At 64.1% G+C, this 19,921-nt stretch carries 15 protein-coding genes and 2 tRNA genes; 14 read left to right on the top strand and 3 right to left on the bottom strand.

Annotated features, from left to right (window positions below):
• Positions 1-18 precede the first annotated feature (18 nt).
• From P6U30_RS19450 to P6U30_RS19440, 3 genes are read left to right on the top strand one after another with little or no spacing between them, the layout of a single operon-like run.
• Positions 19-1,224 carry an amino acid ABC transporter permease gene (locus P6U30_RS19450; RefSeq protein WP_407164562.1) on the top strand — a complete coding sequence of 402 codons (1,206 nt, stop codon included), beginning with the start codon at positions 19-21 and terminating at the stop codon, positions 1,222-1,224.
• Positions 1,221-2,741: an amino acid ABC transporter permease gene (locus P6U30_RS19445; RefSeq protein ID WP_407164560.1), complete on the top strand. Its 1,521-nt coding sequence runs from the start codon at positions 1,221-1,223 to the stop codon at positions 2,739-2,741. The genes P6U30_RS19450 and P6U30_RS19445 overlap by 4 nt, the downstream gene beginning before the upstream one ends.
• 8 nt (positions 2,742-2,749) lie before the next feature.
• Positions 2,750-3,490 (top strand): amino acid ABC transporter ATP-binding protein, encoded by a 741-nt coding sequence (locus P6U30_RS19440; protein ID WP_407146314.1) that lies wholly within the window; start codon positions 2,750-2,752, stop codon positions 3,488-3,490.
• Between the two features lie 129 nt (positions 3,491-3,619).
• Here P6U30_RS19440 and P6U30_RS19435 read toward each other — a convergent pair whose 3' ends face one another.
• Complete coding sequence (locus P6U30_RS19435) at positions 3,620-4,654, bottom strand: cysteine synthase A (protein ID WP_407164558.1); 1,035 nt, start codon at positions 4,652-4,654, stop codon at positions 3,620-3,622.
• Positions 4,655-5,033: 379 nt separating this feature from the next.
• Positions 5,034-5,195, bottom strand: coding sequence for a hypothetical protein (locus tag P6U30_RS19430; protein WP_407164556.1), 162 nt, complete (start codon positions 5,193-5,195; stop codon positions 5,034-5,036).
• 177 nt (positions 5,196-5,372) lie between these two features.
• On the opposite strand from P6U30_RS19430, the gene P6U30_RS19425 reads away from it, so the two are divergent.
• From P6U30_RS19425 to P6U30_RS19400, 6 genes are all read left to right on the top strand, one after another.
• A complete protein-coding gene (locus P6U30_RS19425; protein ID WP_407170491.1) occupies positions 5,373-6,842 on the top strand; it encodes an efflux transporter outer membrane subunit in 1,470 nt (489 codons plus the stop codon).
• Positions 6,832-8,247, top strand: coding sequence for an efflux RND transporter periplasmic adaptor subunit (locus P6U30_RS19420; protein WP_407164554.1), 1,416 nt, complete (start codon positions 6,832-6,834; stop codon positions 8,245-8,247). Before P6U30_RS19425 ends, P6U30_RS19420 begins: the two co-directional genes overlap by 11 nt.
• Positions 8,244-11,372: an efflux RND transporter permease subunit gene (locus P6U30_RS19415; RefSeq protein ID WP_407164553.1), complete on the top strand. Its 3,129-nt coding sequence runs from the start codon at positions 8,244-8,246 to the stop codon at positions 11,370-11,372. The genes P6U30_RS19420 and P6U30_RS19415 overlap by 4 nt, the downstream gene beginning before the upstream one ends.
• Positions 11,369-14,455 carry an efflux RND transporter permease subunit gene (locus P6U30_RS19410; protein ID WP_407164552.1) on the top strand — a complete coding sequence of 1,029 codons (3,087 nt, stop codon included), beginning with the start codon at positions 11,369-11,371 and terminating at the stop codon, positions 14,453-14,455. The genes P6U30_RS19415 and P6U30_RS19410 overlap by 4 nt, the downstream gene beginning before the upstream one ends.
• A 35-nt stretch (positions 14,456-14,490) precedes the next feature.
• Entirely contained in the window at positions 14,491-15,222 is a 732-nt protein-coding gene (locus P6U30_RS19405) for a tRNA-uridine aminocarboxypropyltransferase (protein ID WP_407164550.1), read from the top strand.
• A gap of 96 nt (positions 15,223-15,318) precedes the next feature.
• Positions 15,319-15,392, top strand: a tRNA-Cys gene (locus P6U30_RS19400).
• A 43-nt stretch (positions 15,393-15,435) separates the two neighbouring features.
• Here the strand turns inward: P6U30_RS19400 and P6U30_RS19395 are convergent.
• A complete protein-coding gene (locus tag P6U30_RS19395; RefSeq protein WP_407164549.1) occupies positions 15,436-15,612 on the bottom strand; it encodes a hypothetical protein in 177 nt (58 codons plus the stop codon).
• Positions 15,613-16,041: 429 nt separating this feature from the next.
• Here P6U30_RS19395 and P6U30_RS19390 point away from each other — a divergent pair.
• From P6U30_RS19390 to P6U30_RS19370, 5 genes are all read left to right on the top strand, one after another.
• A tRNA-Asn gene (locus P6U30_RS19390) sits at positions 16,042-16,116 on the top strand.
• 136 nt (positions 16,117-16,252) lie between these two features.
• On the top strand, positions 16,253-16,432 hold the full coding sequence (locus P6U30_RS19385; RefSeq protein ID WP_407164548.1) for a hypothetical protein: 180 nt from the start codon (positions 16,253-16,255) through the stop codon (positions 16,430-16,432).
• 131 nt (positions 16,433-16,563) lie between these two features.
• Positions 16,564-17,229 carry a protein-L-isoaspartate O-methyltransferase family protein gene (locus tag P6U30_RS19380; RefSeq protein ID WP_407164547.1) on the top strand — a complete coding sequence of 222 codons (666 nt, stop codon included), beginning with the start codon at positions 16,564-16,566 and terminating at the stop codon, positions 17,227-17,229.
• 226 nt (positions 17,230-17,455) lie between these two features.
• Positions 17,456-18,838, top strand: a complete 1,383-nt coding sequence (locus P6U30_RS19375; protein ID WP_407164545.1) for a TolC family outer membrane protein — start codon at positions 17,456-17,458, stop codon at positions 18,836-18,838.
• A gap of 315 nt (positions 18,839-19,153) precedes the next feature.
• Positions 19,154-19,891 (top strand): PopZ family protein, encoded by a 738-nt coding sequence (locus P6U30_RS19370; RefSeq protein ID WP_407164544.1) that lies wholly within the window; start codon positions 19,154-19,156, stop codon positions 19,889-19,891.
• Positions 19,892-19,921 lie beyond the last annotated feature (30 nt).

Here is a 19,921-nt window from a genome sequence, read left to right as displayed (position 1 = left end):
GACGAGGCGGCTGCGGCGATGACCACCGAGCCCCGAAATCCACCGCCGCAATACGTCCTGCGGTTGAAGCGGGCGCTCGGCGGCAAGGCCGGCTGGACCGGTCTTGTCGTGCAGATCGCGTTCGCCGCGGTGCTGGCCTGGGTGGCTTACGAGATCGTGGCCAACGCCAGGACCAATCTGGAGACGCAGCGCATCGCCTCCGGGTTCGGCTTCCTCAGGAACACCGCCGGCTTCGACGTCAGCCAGAACCTGATCGCGTACACGGGATCGGACACCTATACGCGGGTGTTCCTGGTCGGACTGCTGAACACGTTGCTGGTGTCGGTCATCGGCATCGTGTTCGCCACCATCATCGGATTCGTCCTGGCGTTGTGCCGGTTGTCGCCAAACTGGCTCTTGTCGCGGCTTGGCGAGGCTTATGTCGAGGCCGTGCGTAACCTGCCACTGTTGTTCCAGTTGCTGTTCTGGTACCTCGCCGTGCTGGCGGCGCTGCCTGCGCCACGGCAGAGCATCAACCTGTTCAATGCGTTCTTCCTCTCCAATCGCGGCCTGGTAATTCCGCGGCCGATCGGCGAGGCCGGTCTCGATCCATTTCTTGCGGCAGTCGCCGCCGCGATCCTGGGCTCGCTGCTGTTACGCGGCAACGCCAGGCGTGCGCTATTCCAGCGCGGGCAGGCGATCCGGATCTGGCCTTACGTGCTCGGCGTGCTGATCGGACTGCCACTCCTGACAGTGCTGGTCTTCGGGATGCCGCTGGCGTTCGAACTGCCGCAACTCAAGGGCTTCAACTTCGCCGGCGGATCGCGGGTCATTCCGGAGCTGGTTGCGCTCGTGGTTGCGCTGTCGACCTATACCGCGGCCTTTATCGCGGAGATCGTCCGGGCCGGCATCCAGTCGGTCCACAAGGGACAGATGGAGGCTGGCTCGTCGCTCGGCCTCTCGCGTGGCGCCACCTTGCGGCTGGTCGTGATGCCGCAGGCGATGCGCGTGATCGTTCCGCCGCTCACCAATCAATATCTCAACCTGACCAAGAATTCGTCGCTCGCGGTCGCGATCGGCTATCCCGATCTGGTCTCGGTGTTCGCCGGAACGACGCTGAGCCAGACCGGCCAGGCGATCGAGATCATCGCCATCACCATGGGCGTCTATCTCGTGCTCTCGCTCGTCACCAGCGCGATCATGAGCGTCTATGGCTGGCGCATCAGTCGGAGCCTCGGGGCATGACCGATATCACCGCGTCATCCTTTGTCCGGCAGGACCTTGTCCCCGAGCGCGCAGCGCCGGTGAAGACCACCGGCCTGTTCGGCTTCGTGCGCACCCGGCTGTTGAACTCGCCGACCAATATTCTGCTCACGATCCTGGCGCTGGCGCTGCTGTGGTACACGATCGTTCCCGCGCTCAAATTCTTGCTGGTCGACGCGGTCTGGAGCGGCAAGGACCGCAATGCGTGCCTTGCCGACAATGCCGGACACCAGATCGGGGCCTGCTGGCCCTATATCCAGGCCAAGCTCACCCAACTGATCTACGGCTTCTATCCGGCGGCGGAGCGCTGGCGCGTCAACCTGACCTTCGTCCTCGCGGCGGCCCTGCTGCTGCCGCTGCTCATCCCGCGGCTGCCCGCGAAAGGCCTGAACGCGGGCCTGTTCTTCTTTGCCTTTCCGGTAGTCGCCTTTTTCCTGCTGCGCGGTGGCGGGCTGTCCGGCTTCGGGGTGAGCTGGCTGGCCGGCCTGCTGGGGCTGTTCGACGACAGCATCGTCAATGCCGGTCAGATTCTGGTCGATCTCAGCCAGGGCTCGGCGATCGGGCCGTTGCTCTGGGGAATCGGCAAGATCACCCTGCTGCTCGGCACGCGGATGGGCTGGGCCATCCTGCCACTGAACTGGTTGCGCGACCTGCTCCAGGCATCCGGTCAGCCGCTGTGGCTCGATTTCGCGGCGACTGCGGCGATCGTCTCGCTGATCGTCCTAGTGCTCGGCGGCGGCGTGCGGACGGGGTCGCGGGCGCTGATCGGAAGCCTCGCGACCTTCGCCGGCATCGCCGTCGTGATCAAGCTGATGGGGCTCGACCGCGGCGGGCTTGCTGTGGTCGACACCCGCTTATGGGGCGGCCTGCTGGTGACGCTGGTGGTCTCAGTCACCGGCATTGTCACCTCGATGCCGATCGGCATCGCGCTGGCGCTCGGCCGCCGCGCGACCATCCCGTTGATCAGGATCTTCTCGATCGCGTTCATCGAGTTCTGGCGCGGCGTGCCGCTGATCACGGTGCTGTTCTTCGCGACCTACATGCTGCCGCTGTTCCTGCCGGGCAATTTCAACGTCGATGGCCTAGTCCGCGCGCTGATCGGCATCGCGCTGTTTGCAGGTGCCTACCAGGCCGAAGTCGTGCGCGGCGGCCTTGCCGCGATTCCACGCGGCCAGGGCGAGGCGGCGAGCGCCCTCGGCCTGTCCTGGTGGAAGACCACCTCGCTGATCGTGATGCCGCAGGCGCTGCGCCATGTCATTCCGGGCCTCGTCAACAGCTTCATTGCGCTGTTCAAGGATACCTCGCTGGTCTCGATCGTGGCATTGTTCGATCTGCTGGGATCGCTGCACGCCACATTCTCCGACCCGACGTGGTCGACCCCGACCACCGCCTTTACTGGCTTTGCCTTTGCCGGAATGATCTACTTCGTGTTCTGCTTTGGAATGTCGCGCTACTCGTTGTTCGTCGAAAACCGCCTTAACGCTCACCGCCGTCATTGAAGGTCATCATGTCCACAGATCCGATCGTCAACATTTCCGGTCTCAACAAATGGTACGGCGACTTTCACGTGTTGCGCGACATCAACCTCGAGGTCGGCAGGGGTGAGCGCATCGTGATCTGCGGCCCGTCCGGTTCCGGCAAGTCGACGCTGATCCGCTGCATCAACGCGCTGGAGGAGTTTCAGGAGGGCGAGATCGTGGTCGACGGCATCGACCTCGGGCCGAACCTGCGCCGCGTCGACGAGGTCCGCCGCGAGGTGGGCATGGTGTTCCAGAGCTTCAATTTGTTTCCGCATCTCACCGTGCTCGACAATTGCACGCTGGCGCCGATCTGGGTGCGCAACATCCCGAAGAAGGACGCCGAGGCGACCGCAATGAAGTTCCTCGAACGCGTCAAGATTCCGCATCAGGCCAACAAGTTTCCCGGCCAGATGTCGGGCGGTCAGCAGCAGCGGGTCGCGATTGCCCGCGCGCTAGCGATGAATCCAAAGGTGATGCTGTTCGACGAGCCGACCTCGGCGCTCGATCCGGAAATGGTCAAGGAGGTGCTCGACACCATGGTAGACCTCGCCAAGGAGGGCATGACCATGCTGGTCGTGACCCACGAAATGGGCTTTGCCCGCGAGGTCGCCAACCGCGTCGTGTTCATGGACGCCGGCCAGATCATCGAATCGAACACGCCGCAGGAGTTCTTCGCCAATCCGCAGCACGCGCGGTCGAGGCTGTTCTTGAGCCAAATATTGAGATGATATCGCCCCTCATGGTGAGGAGCGCGCATTTGCGCGCGTCTCGAACCATGAGGCCCGCGGCCCATCCTTCGAGACGCCGCTGCGTGGTTCCTCAGGATGAGGTCGGCAAGTGTGGCGGGCTCACGCCCTTCACACCAGCGGCAATTCGATCTTGCTGCGCTTCTCCAGCCATTCCGGCACCGGCAGGTTCTTGGAGCGCATGAAGTCCGGGTTGAATAGCTTGGACTGATAGCGATTGCCGGAATCACAGAGGATGGTGACGATGGTCTTGCCGGGGCCGAGCTGCTTGGCGAGCTGAATCGCGCCCGCGATGTTGATGCCGGTCGAGCCGCCCAGGCACAGGCCTTCGTGTTGCAGAAGCTCATAGATGGTCGTCACGGCTTCTTCGTCGGAAATCAGGAACGCGTCGTCGACTTGCGCGGTCTCGACGACCGGCGTCTTGCGTCCGAGGCCGATGCCCTCGGTGATCGAGTCGCCCGGCGTCGACTTGACCTGACCATTCTTGAACAGTTCGTACATCGCAAATCCGTGTGGATCGGCACAGGCGATCACGATGTCCTTGTTCCTTTCCTTCAGGGCGCGGCTGACGCCGGCGAGCGTGCCGCCGGTGCCGACCGAGCAGATGAAGCCGTCCACCTTGCCATTGGTCTGCTGCCAGATTTCCGGCCCCGTGGACTCGTAATGCGCCTTGGGATTGTCGAGGTTGTTCCATTGGTCGGCGAACAACACGCCGTTCGGCTCGGTCTTGCGGAGCTGCTCGGCGAGACGCCGGCCGAGATGCTGATAATTGTTCGGATTGGAGAAGGGGAGCTGCGGCGCCTCGACGAGCTCGGCGCCGCACAGCCGCAGCATATCCTTCTTTTCCCGGCTCTGGGTTTCCGGAATCACGATCAGGGTGCGGTAACCGCGCGCGCTCGCAACGACCGCCAACCCAATTCCGGTATTGCCCGCCGTCGACTCGACGACAAGCCCGCCCGGCTTCAAGTCGCCGCGCTTTTCGGCCTCCAGGATCATCCACTTGCCGGCGCGGTCCTTGACCGACTGGCCGGGATTCATGAACTCGGCCTTGCCCAGAATGGTGCAGCCGGTCAGTTCGGAAGCGCGCTCGAGCTTGATGAGGGGGGTATTGCCGATTGCTTCGACGACGTCTTTGTTGAATGCCATGTCAGGGATGATCTTTGCCGGTCGATGTTTTGCTTGGCGGGGAACGTAGTGCCCTGATCGCAAAAGGGAAAGGCTTTTGCACTGCGGCGAAGCGGCCGGATTTAGCTCCGTTGACCCGAGACGGTGCATGTCACGGAGGGCGTAGAACGCGCTTTTGTGGCTGCCCCAACCTGCTGGCAGAATCTTCTGCGGATCGCGCGTTCGTCGAGGGTTTGCTACGCAATCGCTTCGACGATCAATTCGCGATGATTGACCGCGCGACGCCGCCTCCGCCGGACGGGCGATGGCGGTCGCACATCTACCGGCTCGCAGATCGTTCATCCGCGCGAGCGGCTCGCTCACGCCTGTTGCGTCCAGGTCTAAGTCGTCGAGATCGGCCTCAACTCATCGAGTTGCGGATTCGGTACAGCAGGACGCGGAAATCCCATGAAATCTTTGTAAGAATCGTGGTGCCGGCAAGGCCGCCGGATTGTCTAGGAAAGCCGGAAAAACTGGGGAAAATCGCAGTTTCGATGGTGCGGAATCGCGCCGGATGCGACATCGGGCGGACCCTGCGAGGGCTGTCCGCACCATCGCTGCAAGGGTAATATGGCTATTCGGTTCCATTGGAAGCATCACCCTTGAATACCCCGCAGACCATCCCTGATCGCGTCATTTGTGCGCCACGGGCGAGGTCTGTGTGCGGCGGAGAACGGGTGTGACCCAACCCGCTTCCGTGATGGTGCTTGGAGGTCGGCTCGGCCTCGTCGTTCGCGTGCGACGGCTGGCGGGTCGATCATTCGTGGCGCTGGGGCTGGTCGCAAGCTCCACCGGCTGCATCCTGACCCAGGACATCCCCGATCCCGCGCTGGATATCCCGCAAGGCTACAAGGCTGCGCGGCACGGCAGTTCCGCCGATGCATTGCCGGCGCTCGATTGGTGGCGGGCCTTCCGCTCAATCGAGCTGACGCAACTGATGGAGGAGGCCCAGGCCGTCAACCTCGACATCGCCGCTGCCGTTGCCCGGTTCCGCCAAGCCGATGCACTGGCGCGGCAGGCTGGAGCGCCGCTGCTGCCGACGCTCAATCTCAACGGATCGGAGACATATTCACGCACCTCCGGCTCCAGCGCCAGCGGCCTCACCAATGGTGGGCGCGAGGTGGTCAACTACAACACGGCGCTGAGCGCGAGCTACCAACTCGACTTCTGGGGACAGAACCGCGACGCCGCGCAGGCGGCCGAGGAGACGGCCGTCGCCAACCGGTTCGATCGCGAGGTGACGGCGCTGACGACGCTGACGACCGTCGCCACCGCCTATTTCACCGTGCTGTCGACCCAGGATCGGCTGCGCACCGCCCAGCGCAATATCGCCAGCGCCGAGCGCATCCTCAATGCCATCAAGGATCGCTTCAAGGCCGGCACCGGCACCGACCTCGATGTCGCGCAGCAGGAGAGCGTGCTTGCTAACCAGCGAGCGCTGGTCCCGCCGCTCCGGCAAACGCTCGACCAGAACATCAATGCGCTCGCCGTGCTGGTGTCGCGGCCGCCGGAGAGCGTGCGCATTTTGGGCGGTACGCTGAACTCGATCGCGATCCCTCGGGTCGCGCCGGGCCTGCCGTCGGACTTGCTGACCCAGCGCCCCGACATTCGCAGACAGGAGGCCCAGCTCGCTTCTGCGACCGCCAATGTCGGCAGCGCGCGGGCGCAGTTCTTCCCCAGCATCCAGCTCACCGGGCAGGGCGGCTATCAGAGCCAGGCGCTGGTCTCGCTGTTCCAGCCGCATGCGGCGTTCTTCAGCCTGGTTGGCAGCGCGACCCAGCCGATCTTCGATGGCGGCCGGATCCTCGGCAATTTCGAATACAGCAAGGCTAAGCAGGACGAACTGCTGCAGACCTACCGCAAGACGGTGGTCCAGGCTTTCACCGATGTCGACAACGCGCTGGTCGCGATCCGTGAGACCACGCGAAAGCTGCAGCTACAGCGCGACGTGTTGTCGGCGTCGCGGCGCGCGTTCGATCTGGCCGAGCAGCAGCTCAAGGCCGGAACCGCCGATATTGTAACTGTGCTAAACACACAACTCACGCTGTTCCAGGCTGAAGATGCCTACTCCCAGGCCCAACTGGCCCGGCTGCTGGCGATCGTGAGCCTGTATCAGGCGCTGGGGGGCGGCTGGGAACCGAAGATAGAAAGACCGGTCGATGCTCTTTAAGCCCGACACGAAGGACGACAAGAAGAGCGCTGCGCGCAAGCCGGGGGTGGTCTCGCGGCTGCTCAAGCGCATGGTGTCGCTGGTCATCACTCTCGTGATCCTGGGCGGCCTTGGCTATCTCGGCTGGCTTGCCTTCCAGCAGAAGCAGGATGGCGCCGGTGGCCGCCGTGCAGGCATGCGGCCCGATCTTCCCGTGCCGGTGCTGGCGGCCACACCGCGTGTGCAGGACGTGCCCGTCTATATTGACGGCGTCGGCTCAGTGAAGGCGTTGAACACGGTCACCGTGCGTTCGCAGGTCGACGGCAAGCTGATCGCGGTCAAGTTCGTCGAGGGCCAGGACGTCAAGCAGGGCGACGTGCTCGGCGAGATCGACCCCGCGATCTACCAGGCGCAATACGATCAGGCGGTCGCCAAGAAGGCGCAGGACGAGGCGCTGCTCGCCAACCAGAAGATCGATCTCGCGCGCTACCAGCAACTCGCCGCGACCAATGCCGGCTCGAAGCAGCAGGCGGATACCCAGAAGGCCGTGGTGGCGCAGCAGGAAGCGCTGGTCAGGGCCGACCAGGCCGCCATCGACAACGCGGCGGCGACGCTGGGCTACACCAAGATCATCGCGCCCATTTCGGGACGGGCCGGCCTGCGCCAGGTCGACCAGGGCAACATCATTCACGCCTCCGACACCACCGGACTTGTCATCCTGACGCAGTTGCAGCCGATCGCGGTCTGGTTCAGCCTCCCGCAGCAGCAGATCACGCGGGTGAATGCGGCGGCGGCCAAGGGCACGCTCGCCGTCGACGTGTTCGGCAATGACGGCGTCACCGTGATCGATACCGGCAAGCTGACCGGCATCGACAACCAGGTCGATCCGACCACCGGCACGCTGAAGCTCAAGGCCGAATTCCCCAATGCCAAGTACCAGCTCTGGCCCGGCCAGTTCGTCAATGTCCGACTCAAGGTGGAGACGCTGGCGCAGGCGATCGTGGTGCCGACCTCGGCGGTGCAGCGCGGACCGGCCGGCACCTTCAGCTATGTGATCGGCGCAGACGACATCGTGACCGCGAAGGCTGTCACGGTGACGCAGCAGAACGAGCATGACGCCGTGATCGCGAGCGGCCTGACCACGTCCGACCGCGTCGTGACGACAGGCTTCGCCAACCTCGCTGACGGTTCGAAGGTCGTCATCGGCAAGGACACGCAAGCACCCGCCGCCGATCTCGCGCCACATAAGCGTGGCCGTAGTCCCGACGGCAGGGGCGGCGGCCAGGGGCAGGGCAAGGGCGGTGTACAGCATGGCGGCCGCCATGAGCATGGCGAGGGCGATCAGAAGGGGCAGACTGGGCCGGCTCCGGCGCCACCATCGGCGGGGGCTGAACAGTCAGGCGGCGCGACGAAGACGCAGCCATGAGCGTCTCCGAACCGTTCATCCGCCGTCCGATTGCGACCTCGCTGCTCGGCATTGCACTGATGATCGGCGGGGCGCTCGGCTACTGGGCGCTGCCGGTCTCCGCGTTGCCGCAGGTTGACTTCCCGACCGTGCAAGTCACGACGCAACTGCCCGGCGCGAGCCCCGATGTCGTCGCTTCCCTGATCACCGCGCCGCTGGAGCGGCAGCTCGGGCAGATTCCGTCGCTATCGTCGATGAACTCGACGAGCTCATTTGGCGTCAGCCAGATCTCGCTGCAATTCGATCTCAACCGCGACATCGACGGCGCGACGCAGGACGTGCAGGCCGCGATCAATGCGGCGGCCGGCATCCTGCCGAAGACGCTGCCGTATCCGCCCGTCTACGCCAAGGTGAACCCGGCGGACGCGCCGGTCATGACGCTGGCGCTCACCTCTGACACGATTTCGCTGCGAGCGATGAGCGATCTCGCCGACACCATCCTGGGGCAACGCTTGAGCCAGATTTCAGGCGTCGGCCGGGTCTCGATCCTCGGCGGCCTGAAGCCCGCAGTGCGCGTACAGGCCGATCTGGCCCGGCTCGCGGCTTACGGGATCGCGATGGAGGATTTGCGCAGCGCGATCGCGGGCGCCAACGTGTCAGGGCCGAAGGGATCGCTCGACGGCGCCCAGCAATCCTACACCATCGCCGCCAACGACCAGATCGCGGCGGCCGACGCCTACAAGCCGATCATCATCGCCTATCGTAACGGGTCGCCGGTCACGATCGGCGACGTCGCGCAAATCGTCGACGGGCTGGAGAACGACCGCACCGGCGGTTGGTACCAGGGCACGCCGGCCGTCATCATCGACATTCAGCGCCAGCCCGGCGCCAATGTGATCGAGGTGGTCCGCCAGATCCGGGCCGAAATTCCGCGGATGCAGCGCGCCATTCCGGCCGGCGTCAAGTTGACCGTCGTCTCCGACCGCACCGTGACGATCCGTGCCTCCGTCCATGACGTGCAATTCACGCTGATCCTGAGCGTGGTGCTGGTGACGCTGGTGGTGCTGCTGTTCCTGCGATCGTTGCGCGCGACGCTGATTGCCGGCGTGGCGCTGCCGCTGTCGCTGATCACCAGCTTCGGGATCATGTATTTCGCCGGCTTCAGCCTCGATAATCTGTCGCTGATGGCGCTGACGATCGGGACCGGCTTCGTGGTCGACGACGCCATCGTCATGATCGAAAACATCGTCCGCCACATGGAAGAAGGCGAGACGGTGATGGAGGCCTCGCTGAAGGGCGCCAGCGAAATCGGCTTCACCGTGATCTCGCTGACGGTGTCGCTGATCGCCGTGTTCATTCCGCTCTTGTTCATGTCCGGCCTGGTCGGCCGCATGTTCCGCGAGTTCGCGCTGACGCTGACGATCGCGGTCGTCACCTCGGCCGTGGTGTCATTGACGCTGACCCCGATGATGTGCTCGCGGCTGCTCAAGAACATCCACGAGGAGATCGCCGTTCCGGGCCTCGCCGCGGTCAGCCGCTTTATCGACGGCATGGTGGCGTTGTACCATCGCACGCTGCTCTGGGTGTTGCAGCGTCAGCGCGCGACGCTGGTCGTAACGTTTACGACGATCGCGCTGACGCTGGTGATGTATGTGCTCGCGCCGAAGGGCTTTCTACCGCTCCAGGACACGTCCTCGATCACAGCCGTGACCGAGGCGGGTCCCGACGTCTCGTTCGCGGAGATGAAGCGGCGTCAGACCGCAGCTTCCGATATCATCAAGGCAGATCCCGATGTGACCGGCGTCGTCTCGGTGATCGGGGCGGGTTCGGTCAATCCGACCACCAATGTCGGGCGCCTGGTGATGACACTGAAGCCGCGCGACCAGCGGCGCGACGACGTGGCGGCGGTGACAGCGCGCCTCAAGCAGAAGGTCGCGACGATCCCCGGCATGACCATCTACTTCCAGCCGGTGCAGGACGTGCAGATTTCGACCCAGTCGAGCCGGTCGCAATATCAGTACACGCTGACCGGAACGGCTGCGGCCGAGGTGTCGGAATGGGCGCGAAAGCTGGTCACCGAAATGCGGCGCAATCCGATCTTCCGCGACGTCTCCTCGGAGGCGCAGGACAGCGGCCTCCGCGCGGCGCTCAACATCAACCGCCAGCGCGCCGGCCAGCTCAGCGTCAACCTGCAGGGTGTGACCGACACCCTGAACGACGCCTTCGCGCAGCGGCAGATCTCGACGATCTACGGCCAGGCCAACCAGTATCGCGTCGTGCTCGAAGCGCTGCCGATGTACCAGCGCGATCCGTCGATCCTGGACAAGCTGTATCTGCCCGGCGCGAACGGCGCGCAGGTGCCGCTGTCCGCGGTGGCGACGCTGACGCGGACCACGGCGCCGCTGGCGATTTCGCACCAGGCGCAATTCCCCTCGGCCTCGCTCAGCTTCAACCTGGCGCCCGGGGAGGCACTGGGCGATGCGGTCGCGGCGCTGAAGACGATCGAGACCCGCATCGGAATGCCCGGGAGCATCGTCGGCATCTATTCCGGCGACGCCGCCGAATTCGCGCGATCGCTCGGCGGACAGCCCTGGCTGATCCTGGCCGCGATCATCACGATCTACATCGTGCTCGGCGTGCTCTACGAGAGCTACATCCACCCGATCACCATCCTGTCGACGCTACCCTCGGCCGGCGTCGGGGCGATCCTCGCGCTGATGCTGTGCGGACAGGACCTCTCGGTGATCGGGTTGATCGGCATCATCCTGCTGATGGGCATCGTCAAAAAGAACGCGATCATGATGATCGACTTCGCGCTGGAGGCCGAGCGCCACCAAGGCATGTCGTCCTATGACGCGATCGTGCAGGCCTGCCTGTTGCGCTTCCGTCCCATCATGATGACGACGCTCGCCGCGCTGTTCGGTGCGCTGCCGCTCGCAATCGAAAGCGGTACGGGATCGGAGCTACGCTTCCCGCTCGGTATTTCGATCATCGGCGGCTTGTTGCTCAGTCAGCTGCTGACGCTCTACACCACGCCGGTGATCTATTTGGCGCTCGACCGGCTCAACCGCCGGATCGGACGAGCAGTGCCGGAGGCAGGTCCGCGCGGCCCCCCGATCGCGGGCGCGACCGAGGGCATGCAGTGATGTCGATCTCGGAGCCCTTCATCCGCAGGCCGGTGGGCACCACGCTGCTTGCGATCGGGCTGTTCCTGATCGGATTGGTCGCCTACCAGTTCCTACCGGTGTCCTCGGTTCCGAACGTCGATTTCCCGATGATCCGTGTGCAGGCAAGCAGACCAGGCGCTGATCCGTCGGTGATGGCCGCAACTGTGGCGGCGCCGCTGGAGCGCAAGCTCGGCGAGATCGCCGGCATCGACCAGATCACCTCGACAAGCTCGCTGGGCTCGACGAGCATCCAGGTGCAGTTCTCGATTGGTCGCGATATCGACCGCGCGGCGCGTGATGTCCAGGCCGCGATCAACGCCTCGCTGGCCGATCTGCCGAGCGACCTGCCGTCGCTGCCCAGGTTCCGCAAAGCCAATCCGGCGGCGGCCCCGGTCTTCGTGCTGGCGCTGACCTCGAAGACGATCTCGACCAGCGCGATGTACGACGTGGCCGACACGGTGCTGGCGCAGCGCATCTCGCAGGTCCCGGGCGTCGGCGAGGTCACCGTCAGTGGCGCCGACCAGCCGGCCGTCCGCATCTCGCTCAACCCGGTCGCGCTGTCGAACGCCGGGATCTCGACCGACGACGTCCGCACCGCGATCATCAACGCCAATCCGCTCGGCCCGGTCGGCATCTTCAACGGCGACAGGCTCAGCGAGACGCTGTCGATCAACAAGCAGATGCGGACTGCCACCGAATTCCGCGACATCATGATCAAGAGCGCGAACGGCAATTTCGTGCGGCTCTCGGATGTCGCCGAAATCAGGGACTCCGTGCGCAACGCCCGCTCGATCGCCTGGTTCAACAAGCAGCCCGCGGTGCTGATCCAGATCACCAAGCAGGGCGATGCCAACGTCATCGACACCGTCAATCGCGTCCGTGCACTGATCCCGGAGCTGAAGCAATGGATCCCGGCCGGAGTCGAGATCTCGACGCTGGTCGATCGAACCGGCACCATCCGGGCCAGCGTCCTTGACATGCAGCTCACGCTGCTCGCGACCGTCGTGCTGGTGATGGTCGTGGTGTTCGTGTTCCTGCGCCGCGGCGTGCCGACGATCGCCGCCGGCGTTTCGGTGCCGCTGGCGCTGGCCGGCACCTGCGGCGGGATGTGGCTTGCGGGCTTTTCGATCGACAACCTGTCGCTGATGGCGCTCGCGATTTCCGTTGGTTTCGTCGTCGACGATGCGATCGTGATGATCGAGAACATGTATCGCAATCTCGAACAGGGCATGGCGCCGTTCCCGGCCGCTTTGGAGGGCGCCAAGCAGATCGGCTTCACGGTCTTGTCGATCTCGCTGTCGCTGATCGCGGCGTTCACGCCACTGATCTTCATGGACGGAATCGTCGGCCGGCTGCTCCGCGAATTCTCCCTGACGCTGACCTTCGCCATCGTGGTCTCGACCGTGGTGTCGCTGACGGTCACGCCGATGATCTGCGCGCACTACATCAAGGAAGCGACCTCCGATCACGCAACCTGGTATGACCGCGCCATCGAGGGCGCACTGTCGCGAGTCGTGGCATTCTACACCTGGACGCTACGGATTGTGCTCGGCTATCCCGTCCTGACGCTGCTGGTGTTCTTTGCCACCATCGCGCTGACGGTGACGCTCTACATCAAGACGCCGAAGGGATATTTCCCGACCGACGACAGCGGCTTCGTCATCGGCTCGACCCGCGCATCCGCAGATATCTCGTTCCAGGCGATGCTCTCGCTGCAACAGCAGCTCGCCGACATCGTGATGGCCGATCCCGCGGTTGCCGGTATCGGTTCGTCGGTCGGTGGCAGCACCGCGAACCGCGGCTTCATGTTCATCAGTCTCAAGCCGCCGGAGCAGCGCGACGGCCTGACGACCGCACAAGTGATCGACCGGCTGCGTCGCAATTTGTTCATGGTGCCGGGCATCCGCCTGTTCATGTTCGCGGCACAGGACATCCGCACCGGCGGCCGGCAGAGCGATTCCGACTACCAGTACACGCTGTCCTCGACCGACCTCGGACTGTTGCAGAAATGGGCGCCGATCGTGGCCAAGCGCATGGAGACGGTGGAGGGCATCACGGACGTGTCCTCCGACCGCGATCCGGGCGGCCTGCAGCTCAATCTCGTGATCGACCGCAAGATCGCATCGAGCCTCGGCGTCCGCGTCCAGGACATCGACAACGCGCTCAACAACGCGTTTTCGCAGCGGCAGATCTCGATCATCTACACCCAGCGCAACCAGTACATGGTGGTGCTGGAGATCGACCCGAAATTCCAGAACGACCCATCGAGTCTGGAGCGCATCTATGTTGCTGGCGCCAATGGCGTGCAGGTGCCGCTGTCGGCCGTGGTGCATTACCAGCGGGGATTGTCGCCGCTGGCGGTATATCATTCGGGCGGTTTCCCCTCGACCACAGTGTCGTTCAACCTGTTGCCGGACGTGCCGCTGGAGGTCGCGACGTCAAACATCCAGCAGGCGGTCAACGAGCTGCACATGCCGGAGGGCATCCGCGGCAGCTTCGACGGCAATGCCGGCGACTTCAGAAAGACCAGCGGGCGGCAGCCGCTTCTGATCCTCGGCGCGCTGATCGCGATGTATATCGTGCTTGGCGTGCTCTATGAGAGCCTGGCGCATCCGATCACGATCATCTCGACATTGCCGTCGGCTGGGCTCGGCGCGTTGCTGGCGCTGCAGCTCACCAATACGCCGCTGACCGTGATCGCCTTTGTCGGCATCATCCTGTTGATCGGCATCGTGAAGAAGAACGGCATCATGATGGTCGACTTCGCCCTGGAGGCCGAGCGCCATCAGGGACTATCGTCGCGGGACGCGATCTTCGAGGCCTGCCGGGCGCGCTTCCGACCCATCCTGATGACGACGATGGCGGCGCTGTTCGCCGGCATACCGTTGGTCATCGCTACCGGCCCGGGCACCGAGTTGCGGCGGCCGCTCGGCATCACCATCATCGGCGGCCTATTCGTGTCGCAGATCCTGACGCTCTATACGACGCCAGTGATCTACCTGCTGATCGACCGGCTGCGCCAGCGCCCGGCGCCATCAGCGGTGGCGGCGCCGGCGGAATAGGTTGAATTGCGCCGTCCCTGGCGTATAGCGAACCCATGTCGGAACCGACGGACTCACAGACCGATATTGTGATCGAGACGCTCCCGGAATGCCCGCATTGCGGCAAGCCGCTGCCACTGTGCATCTGCGACAGTGTCACGCCGATCGAGAGCCGCATCCAGCTTCTGATCCTGCAGCATCCGCAGGAGCAGGACAGGGCGCTTGGCACCGCGCGGCTGACCGCGCGACATTTCAAGAACGCGGTCGTCCGGATCGGGCTCTCCTGGCCGAGTCTGTCGAAGGCACTCGGCCGGCCGGCCGCTGACCCGTCGCGCTGGGCGGTGCTCTATCTCGGCTCGGCCAAGGCCGAGGACCTCGATACCGATGCCGAGATCATTGCCATCAACCGCAAAGGGGAACTGGAGCCGGACCAGCGCGGCGTCCTCGCCGACATCGAGGGCGTCGTGCTGCTCGACGGCACCTGGAGCCAGGCCAAGGCCTTGTGGTGGCGCAATGCCTGGATACTGAAATGCCAGCGCGTGATTCTCGGACCGAAGCGGCCCTCACGTTATGGCCGGTTGCGCCGGGAACCACGGCGCGATGGCCTGTCCACCATCGAGGCGGCAGCGATGCTGCTGGCCGGGTTGGAGAAGCGGCCGGACATTGCCGTGACGCTGGTCGCAAGTTTCGAGCGAATGTTGGCGAGATTCCGCGAGGTGCAGGTCAACATGCCGGAACTGGCGCCAAGACCAAAGAAGCGGGACTTCCGCAGGCGGAGGCGAGGCTAGCACCCGGTGACGAAAAGGGACGCCGCGATTGGTGCGCGATTGCGGTCCGGCTCGGTTGCCTATCGGAGTGAGGCCGTATATGAGTGCGGCCCGTGGGGCCACGTGGCGGAGTGGTTACGCAACGGTCTGCAAAACCGTGTACACCAGTTCAATTCTGGTCGTGGCCTCCACCTTTCCTATCAATCACTTGCGGTCAACAGATAAGACGCTGCCTTAACAGGCGGCGTGCCAGCCGTCGGGAAACGGAATCAGCGGCCATGGCGCGCGGTTGTCGTTGGCGGCGCGCGGCGGCGGCTGAACGCGGGGCAGGGGCTGAGCCAAGAAATCCTCCTCGGGCGCGACGGCCGTTCGTACGGCGTCCAACAGCAGATCAAATTCGACTTCGCTCATCGCGCTCTCCGGGGTTCGAGAGCGCCATGGTGGCAAATCTGTCTTGTGTCCGGATTGAGCGGATCGTTCGAATTTTAGCTAACGGACGCTCACATCGAACCGAATCGGCAAACGGATCGTCGTTTTCCCCGGCGGGAAATTAGGTCCGGCCGTACAGGCCTCCTGTGAAAGAAATCACATTCCGGGAAAAACTATTCCAATACCGGCTTGGCACGTCGGAGCAGGTCGCGTCGCGGTCACTGTTTATTGCAGCCATCGCCGGCAATCGCGGCGGGAGTGCGCGTCGAGGGTGCCGTAGCGCGGGCAAATCCTTGGCCCGTAGCGAGTTTGCGCTCCTCGTTAAAGTTGGGCTGCGACTGTCATTTGGTTCTTTGCAAGGCCGAAAGCCTTTGTTATACGCTGCCCGCTCGCGAACAGATGTTCGCCCATTCCTCGGTAGCTCAGCGGTAGAGCATTCGACTGTTAATCGAATGGTCGCTGGTTCGAATCCAGCCCGGGGAGCCAGCTCTGGCCCCACCGACAAAGTCCGGATCATCGTTCACAAGCCTGTGGTTCGCCGCGGGTGGGCTAAGTCGGTCGTCAAATCGACTTAATGGCTATCGAACGTTCCTCTCGCCGGGTTCTGAGAGGTGATTTTTCCATGTCCGAGATCCTGATCGACTTGTCGATGCTGCAGCCGACACTCGTTCCCGGAGACGTTCCCGATATCAGTGACGATGAGTGCCTGCGCCGGTTGGCGAAGGCTATCGAGGCGCGCGATTCGGAACATCTCGACGAGGTGGCGCGCCTGATTGGCCGGCTGGCCGTCACCATCGAATAAGGAAGCGCCGCGAGCATCCTTCGGGCCGTTGCGCGCGTCGACGGCGTGTTGCGTTTTGGCGGAGCTTGTTCCAAAAGGTGGCCCTGTTCTAGCTCCAGCGGCGCTGCCGCGTGATTTGCAGGGTTCCGTCAATGTCCGGTTTTTCGGCCGCGCGCCAGTATATGGTCGATGGTCAGGTGCGTCCGAGCGACGTCACCGATGAGCGAATCCTCGATGCCATGCTGGCGGTGCCGCGCGAGGCCTTCGTTCCGGCCGGCAAGCAGGCGCTGGCCTATCTGGACCTCGACTTGGACGTCGCTGAGAAGGGGGCGGGTCAGCGCTGCCTGATCAAGCCCGCGCTGCTCGCCAAGATGCTCCAGGCTGCCGACATCAAGAATACTGACCGCGTGCTGATCGTCGGCTGCGCGACCGGCTATGCCGCTGCGGTGGTGTCGCGCTTCGCCGCAGAGGTGACCGCGACCGAAAGCGATCCGGCCCTCGCGTCGAAGGCGGCTGCGGCGCTGGCGCAGCTTGGCGCCCAGAATGTCACCGTGAGGACCGCCGCCGCGGCCGATGGAGATGCCGCCGGCGCGCCATTCGACGTGATCGTCCTCAACGGCGCGACCGAAATTATCCCGACGGGGCTTTATGCCCAGCTCAAGGAAGGCGGCCGTCTGGTTGGGGTCTTCGCCCTTTCGCAGCCGCCCCGGGCCAGTCTCGTGACCCACTTCAACAAGGACTACGGCCATCGCGAATTGTTCGACGGCACAGCTCCGGTTTTGCCGGGGCTTGAACGGCTTCCCGCCTTCGTCTTCTGAGCGCCCCCCACCCGCTACCGCAGTGCAGCACCTGATAAAATCCCATTCTGAATCAGAAGTGTGGCCCGTTTGCCCCACGTGAAGAGTTTCCACCGCGTTACATTGCGGAGGAGTTCCGTTGCTCTTAGCTGCGGACTAAGGTGAGGCGGGACTCACTTCGTCTGAAGCGACGCTAGGCTCATGGGCATGATGGGTCGGCGACTACAAAATGAATGGAATGTTGGGGATGCGAGGGGTGAAGATTGTCACCACGGCTGCGGTTGCGGTCCTTCTGTTGGCGGAGTTGGGCCCGGTGCCCGCCTTGGCCGACACAATCGAGGCCGCGCTGGTGCGAGCCTACCAAAACAATCCCCAGCTCAACGCGCAGCGCGCATTGGTGCGATCGACCGACGAGAACGTGCCGCAGGCGCTTTCGGGTTATCGCCCGAGGGCCTCGCTGACCGCGAGCGGGGGTTATCAGTACACCGATGAGCAGTTGACGCGAGGCACTCCTGCGATCCACGGCACGACTGCGCCGCGCAGCGTGGGTCTCACCGTCGACCAATCGCTGTTCAATGCGCAGACCGCGCCCCGGGTGCGCGCTGCGGAAAGTCAGGTGTCGTCAGCACGCGAGGGCTTGCGCGTGCTGGAGCAGACCGTGATGCTGCAGGCCGCCACGATCTACATGGACTATCTTCGCGATTCCGCGATCGTCGAGGTCCAGCGTAGCAACACGCGCGTGCTCGAGCAGACGCTGAAGCAGACCCAGGATCGCTTCAATGTGGGTGAGGTGACGCGCACTGACGTCGCACAATCCGAGGCGCAACTCGCGGCCGGTCGAACCCAGCAGCTCACTGCGGAATCGAACCTTACCACGACGCGGTCGAACTTCCGCCGCATCATCGGCAACGAGCCGGAGAATCTCGCGCCGGGGTCGCCAGTTGACCGTTTCCTGCCGGCTACGCTCGCCGCCGCCGTGGAACTGGGTTTGACCCAGAACCCGAACGTCACTGCCGCGATGTACGGCGTTGACGTCAACTTCCTCCAGGTCAAGGTCAACGAAGGCGCGCTGTTCCCGACGGTGGGGCTGCAGGTCTCGGTGAACCAGGCCTTCGAGCAACAGTTACAAATCTATCGTGCATTCAACGCCGCCGCCAACGTGCAGGTGTCGGTGCCGATCTACCAGGGCGGCTCGGAGTATTCGTTGATCCGGCAGTCCAAGGAATCGCTGGCGCAGCAGCGCCAGGTTCTGGAACAGACGCGGAATCAGGCGCGCGCCGATGTCGTCACCGCATGGGGCCAGTTGCTTGCCGGCAAGGCGCAGGTGGCGTCGGCACAGGCGCAGGTGACTGCGTCGGAAATTGCGCTGAACGGTGTGCGCGAGGAGGCCAAGGCCGGCCAGCGCACCACGCTCGACGTGCTGAACGCGCAGCAGGCCCTCGTCAACGCCCGCAATGCGCTTGTGACCGCGCAGCACGATCGCGTCGTCGCCTCCTACAATGTGTTGAATGCGATCGGTCGCCTGTCGCCGCAAGTGATGAGGCTCAAGACCAATGTCTATGATCCCAGCGTGCACTACCATCAGGTGCGTGATAGCTGGGCCGGCGTCCGCACGCCCGACGGCCGCTAACCGCCACATCAACGTCGCCTGACGCGCCTAGCTTGTGGTTCTGAGTCAATCAGGACCACAGGCGGGCGCGCTTGCTTGCAATCGATAAATGCCCTGACATACCGTTTCGTTGGGCAGCAAAGCGATTCGCGGCGCGGCCAGCCGCATGGCGTGGCCGACAGTTCGTGTCTTGGACGACACGAGCTTGCGCGAAGCCGCTGACGGGCTTGATCTGGGGACAAGTCGGGCGTGAGCGACGAAAATCTCGGCCTGCAAAATCGGAACCGGCGAATCCTCCGGGGCTTGATGTAAGATGGTTTCGATGTGGAGTCGGCGATGACGCAACCTGCGAAGGTCCAAGAGCCCTCGATGGAGGAGATTCTGGCGTCGATCCGCCGCATCATTGCCGACGACGAGGCGAAGCCGGCCACGGCCGATAAACCGGCTGCTGTCGAGAAGGCGGCGACCGCCGCGCCACCGCCCAAGGTCGAGCCGCCACCGCAGGCCAAACCCGCAGTGAAGAATCCTCCGCCAGCGCCACCATCCGCCGCGAAGGTTGCCATGCCGAGCCCAAAGCCAGCGCCGGCTGCGCCGGCGGCCAGCAACAGTCAGGACGATATCGACTCCTTGTTGGCCAGCCTCGATGAGGCGACGCCGCCGTCCGAGATCAGGCCTCCGCAACCGGATGGCGACGTGTTCGAGCTCACCGACGAGATGGCGCTGCCGGATCCGACGCCCGCTCCGGAAGCAGCCGCGTCGTTCCACAAGGTCGAGCCGCAAGACGACGTCGAATTTGCGGAAGCCTCCACGCGCATGCGGCCGCCGGCTCATGAGCCGCCGCCGATCGACACCCCGTTTATGCAGCCGATCCTCTCGGGAACCACAATGCGGGCGGTCGAATCCGCCTTCAATTCCCTGGCCAATACGGTGCTCAGCAACAATGCGCGAACGCTTGAGGATCTGGTCAAGGAGATGCTGCGACCGATGCTCAAGGCCTGGCTGGACGACAACTTGCCGGGGCTGGTCGAGCGCATCGTCAAGGCCGAAATCGAGCGGGTATCCCGCGGACGGTAGGCTCGGGCCGCGGGCCTTGCGGACCTCATT

Origin of the sequence: Bradyrhizobium sp. ORS 111, assembly GCF_045571485.1 — a bacterium.
Lineage (GTDB): Bacteria > Pseudomonadota > Alphaproteobacteria > Rhizobiales > Xanthobacteraceae > Bradyrhizobium.
The sequence above is the reverse complement of the archived record's forward strand: the minus strand, read 5'-3'. Positions and strand labels throughout refer to the sequence as shown.

Excerpts from the sequence above, each read along its gene's own strand:
- P6U30_RS19445 (WP_407164560.1), top strand. The coding sequence starts at position 1,221 with ATGACCGATATCACCGCGTCATCCTTTGTCCGGCAGGACCTTGTCCCC.
- P6U30_RS19450 (WP_407164562.1), top strand. The coding sequence starts at position 19 with ATGACCACCGAGCCCCGAAATCCACCGCCGCAATACGTCCTGCGGTTG.
- P6U30_RS19420 (WP_407164554.1), top strand. The coding sequence starts at position 6,832 with ATGCTCTTTAAGCCCGACACGAAGGACGACAAGAAGAGCGCTGCGCGC.
- P6U30_RS19415 (WP_407164553.1), top strand. The coding sequence starts at position 8,244 with ATGAGCGTCTCCGAACCGTTCATCCGCCGTCCGATTGCGACCTCGCTG.
- P6U30_RS19375 (WP_407164545.1), top strand. The coding sequence starts at position 17,456 with ATGCGAGGGGTGAAGATTGTCACCACGGCTGCGGTTGCGGTCCTTCTG.
- P6U30_RS19395 (WP_407164549.1), bottom strand. The coding sequence starts at position 15,612 with ATGAGCGAAGTCGAATTTGATCTGCTGTTGGACGCCGTACGAACGGCC.
- P6U30_RS19425 (WP_407170491.1), top strand. The coding sequence starts at position 5,373 with ATGGTGCTTGGAGGTCGGCTCGGCCTCGTCGTTCGCGTGCGACGGCTG.
- P6U30_RS19430 (WP_407164556.1), bottom strand. The coding sequence starts at position 5,195 with ATGTCGCATCCGGCGCGATTCCGCACCATCGAAACTGCGATTTTCCCC.
- P6U30_RS19440 (WP_407146314.1), top strand. The coding sequence starts at position 2,750 with ATGTCCACAGATCCGATCGTCAACATTTCCGGTCTCAACAAATGGTAC.
- P6U30_RS19370 (WP_407164544.1), top strand. The coding sequence starts at position 19,154 with ATGACGCAACCTGCGAAGGTCCAAGAGCCCTCGATGGAGGAGATTCTG.
- P6U30_RS19380 (WP_407164547.1), top strand. The coding sequence starts at position 16,564 with ATGTCCGGTTTTTCGGCCGCGCGCCAGTATATGGTCGATGGTCAGGTG.
- P6U30_RS19385 (WP_407164548.1), top strand. The coding sequence starts at position 16,253 with ATGTCCGAGATCCTGATCGACTTGTCGATGCTGCAGCCGACACTCGTT.
- P6U30_RS19405 (WP_407164550.1), top strand. The coding sequence starts at position 14,491 with ATGTCGGAACCGACGGACTCACAGACCGATATTGTGATCGAGACGCTC.
- P6U30_RS19435 (WP_407164558.1), bottom strand. The coding sequence starts at position 4,654 with ATGGCATTCAACAAAGACGTCGTCGAAGCAATCGGCAATACCCCCCTC.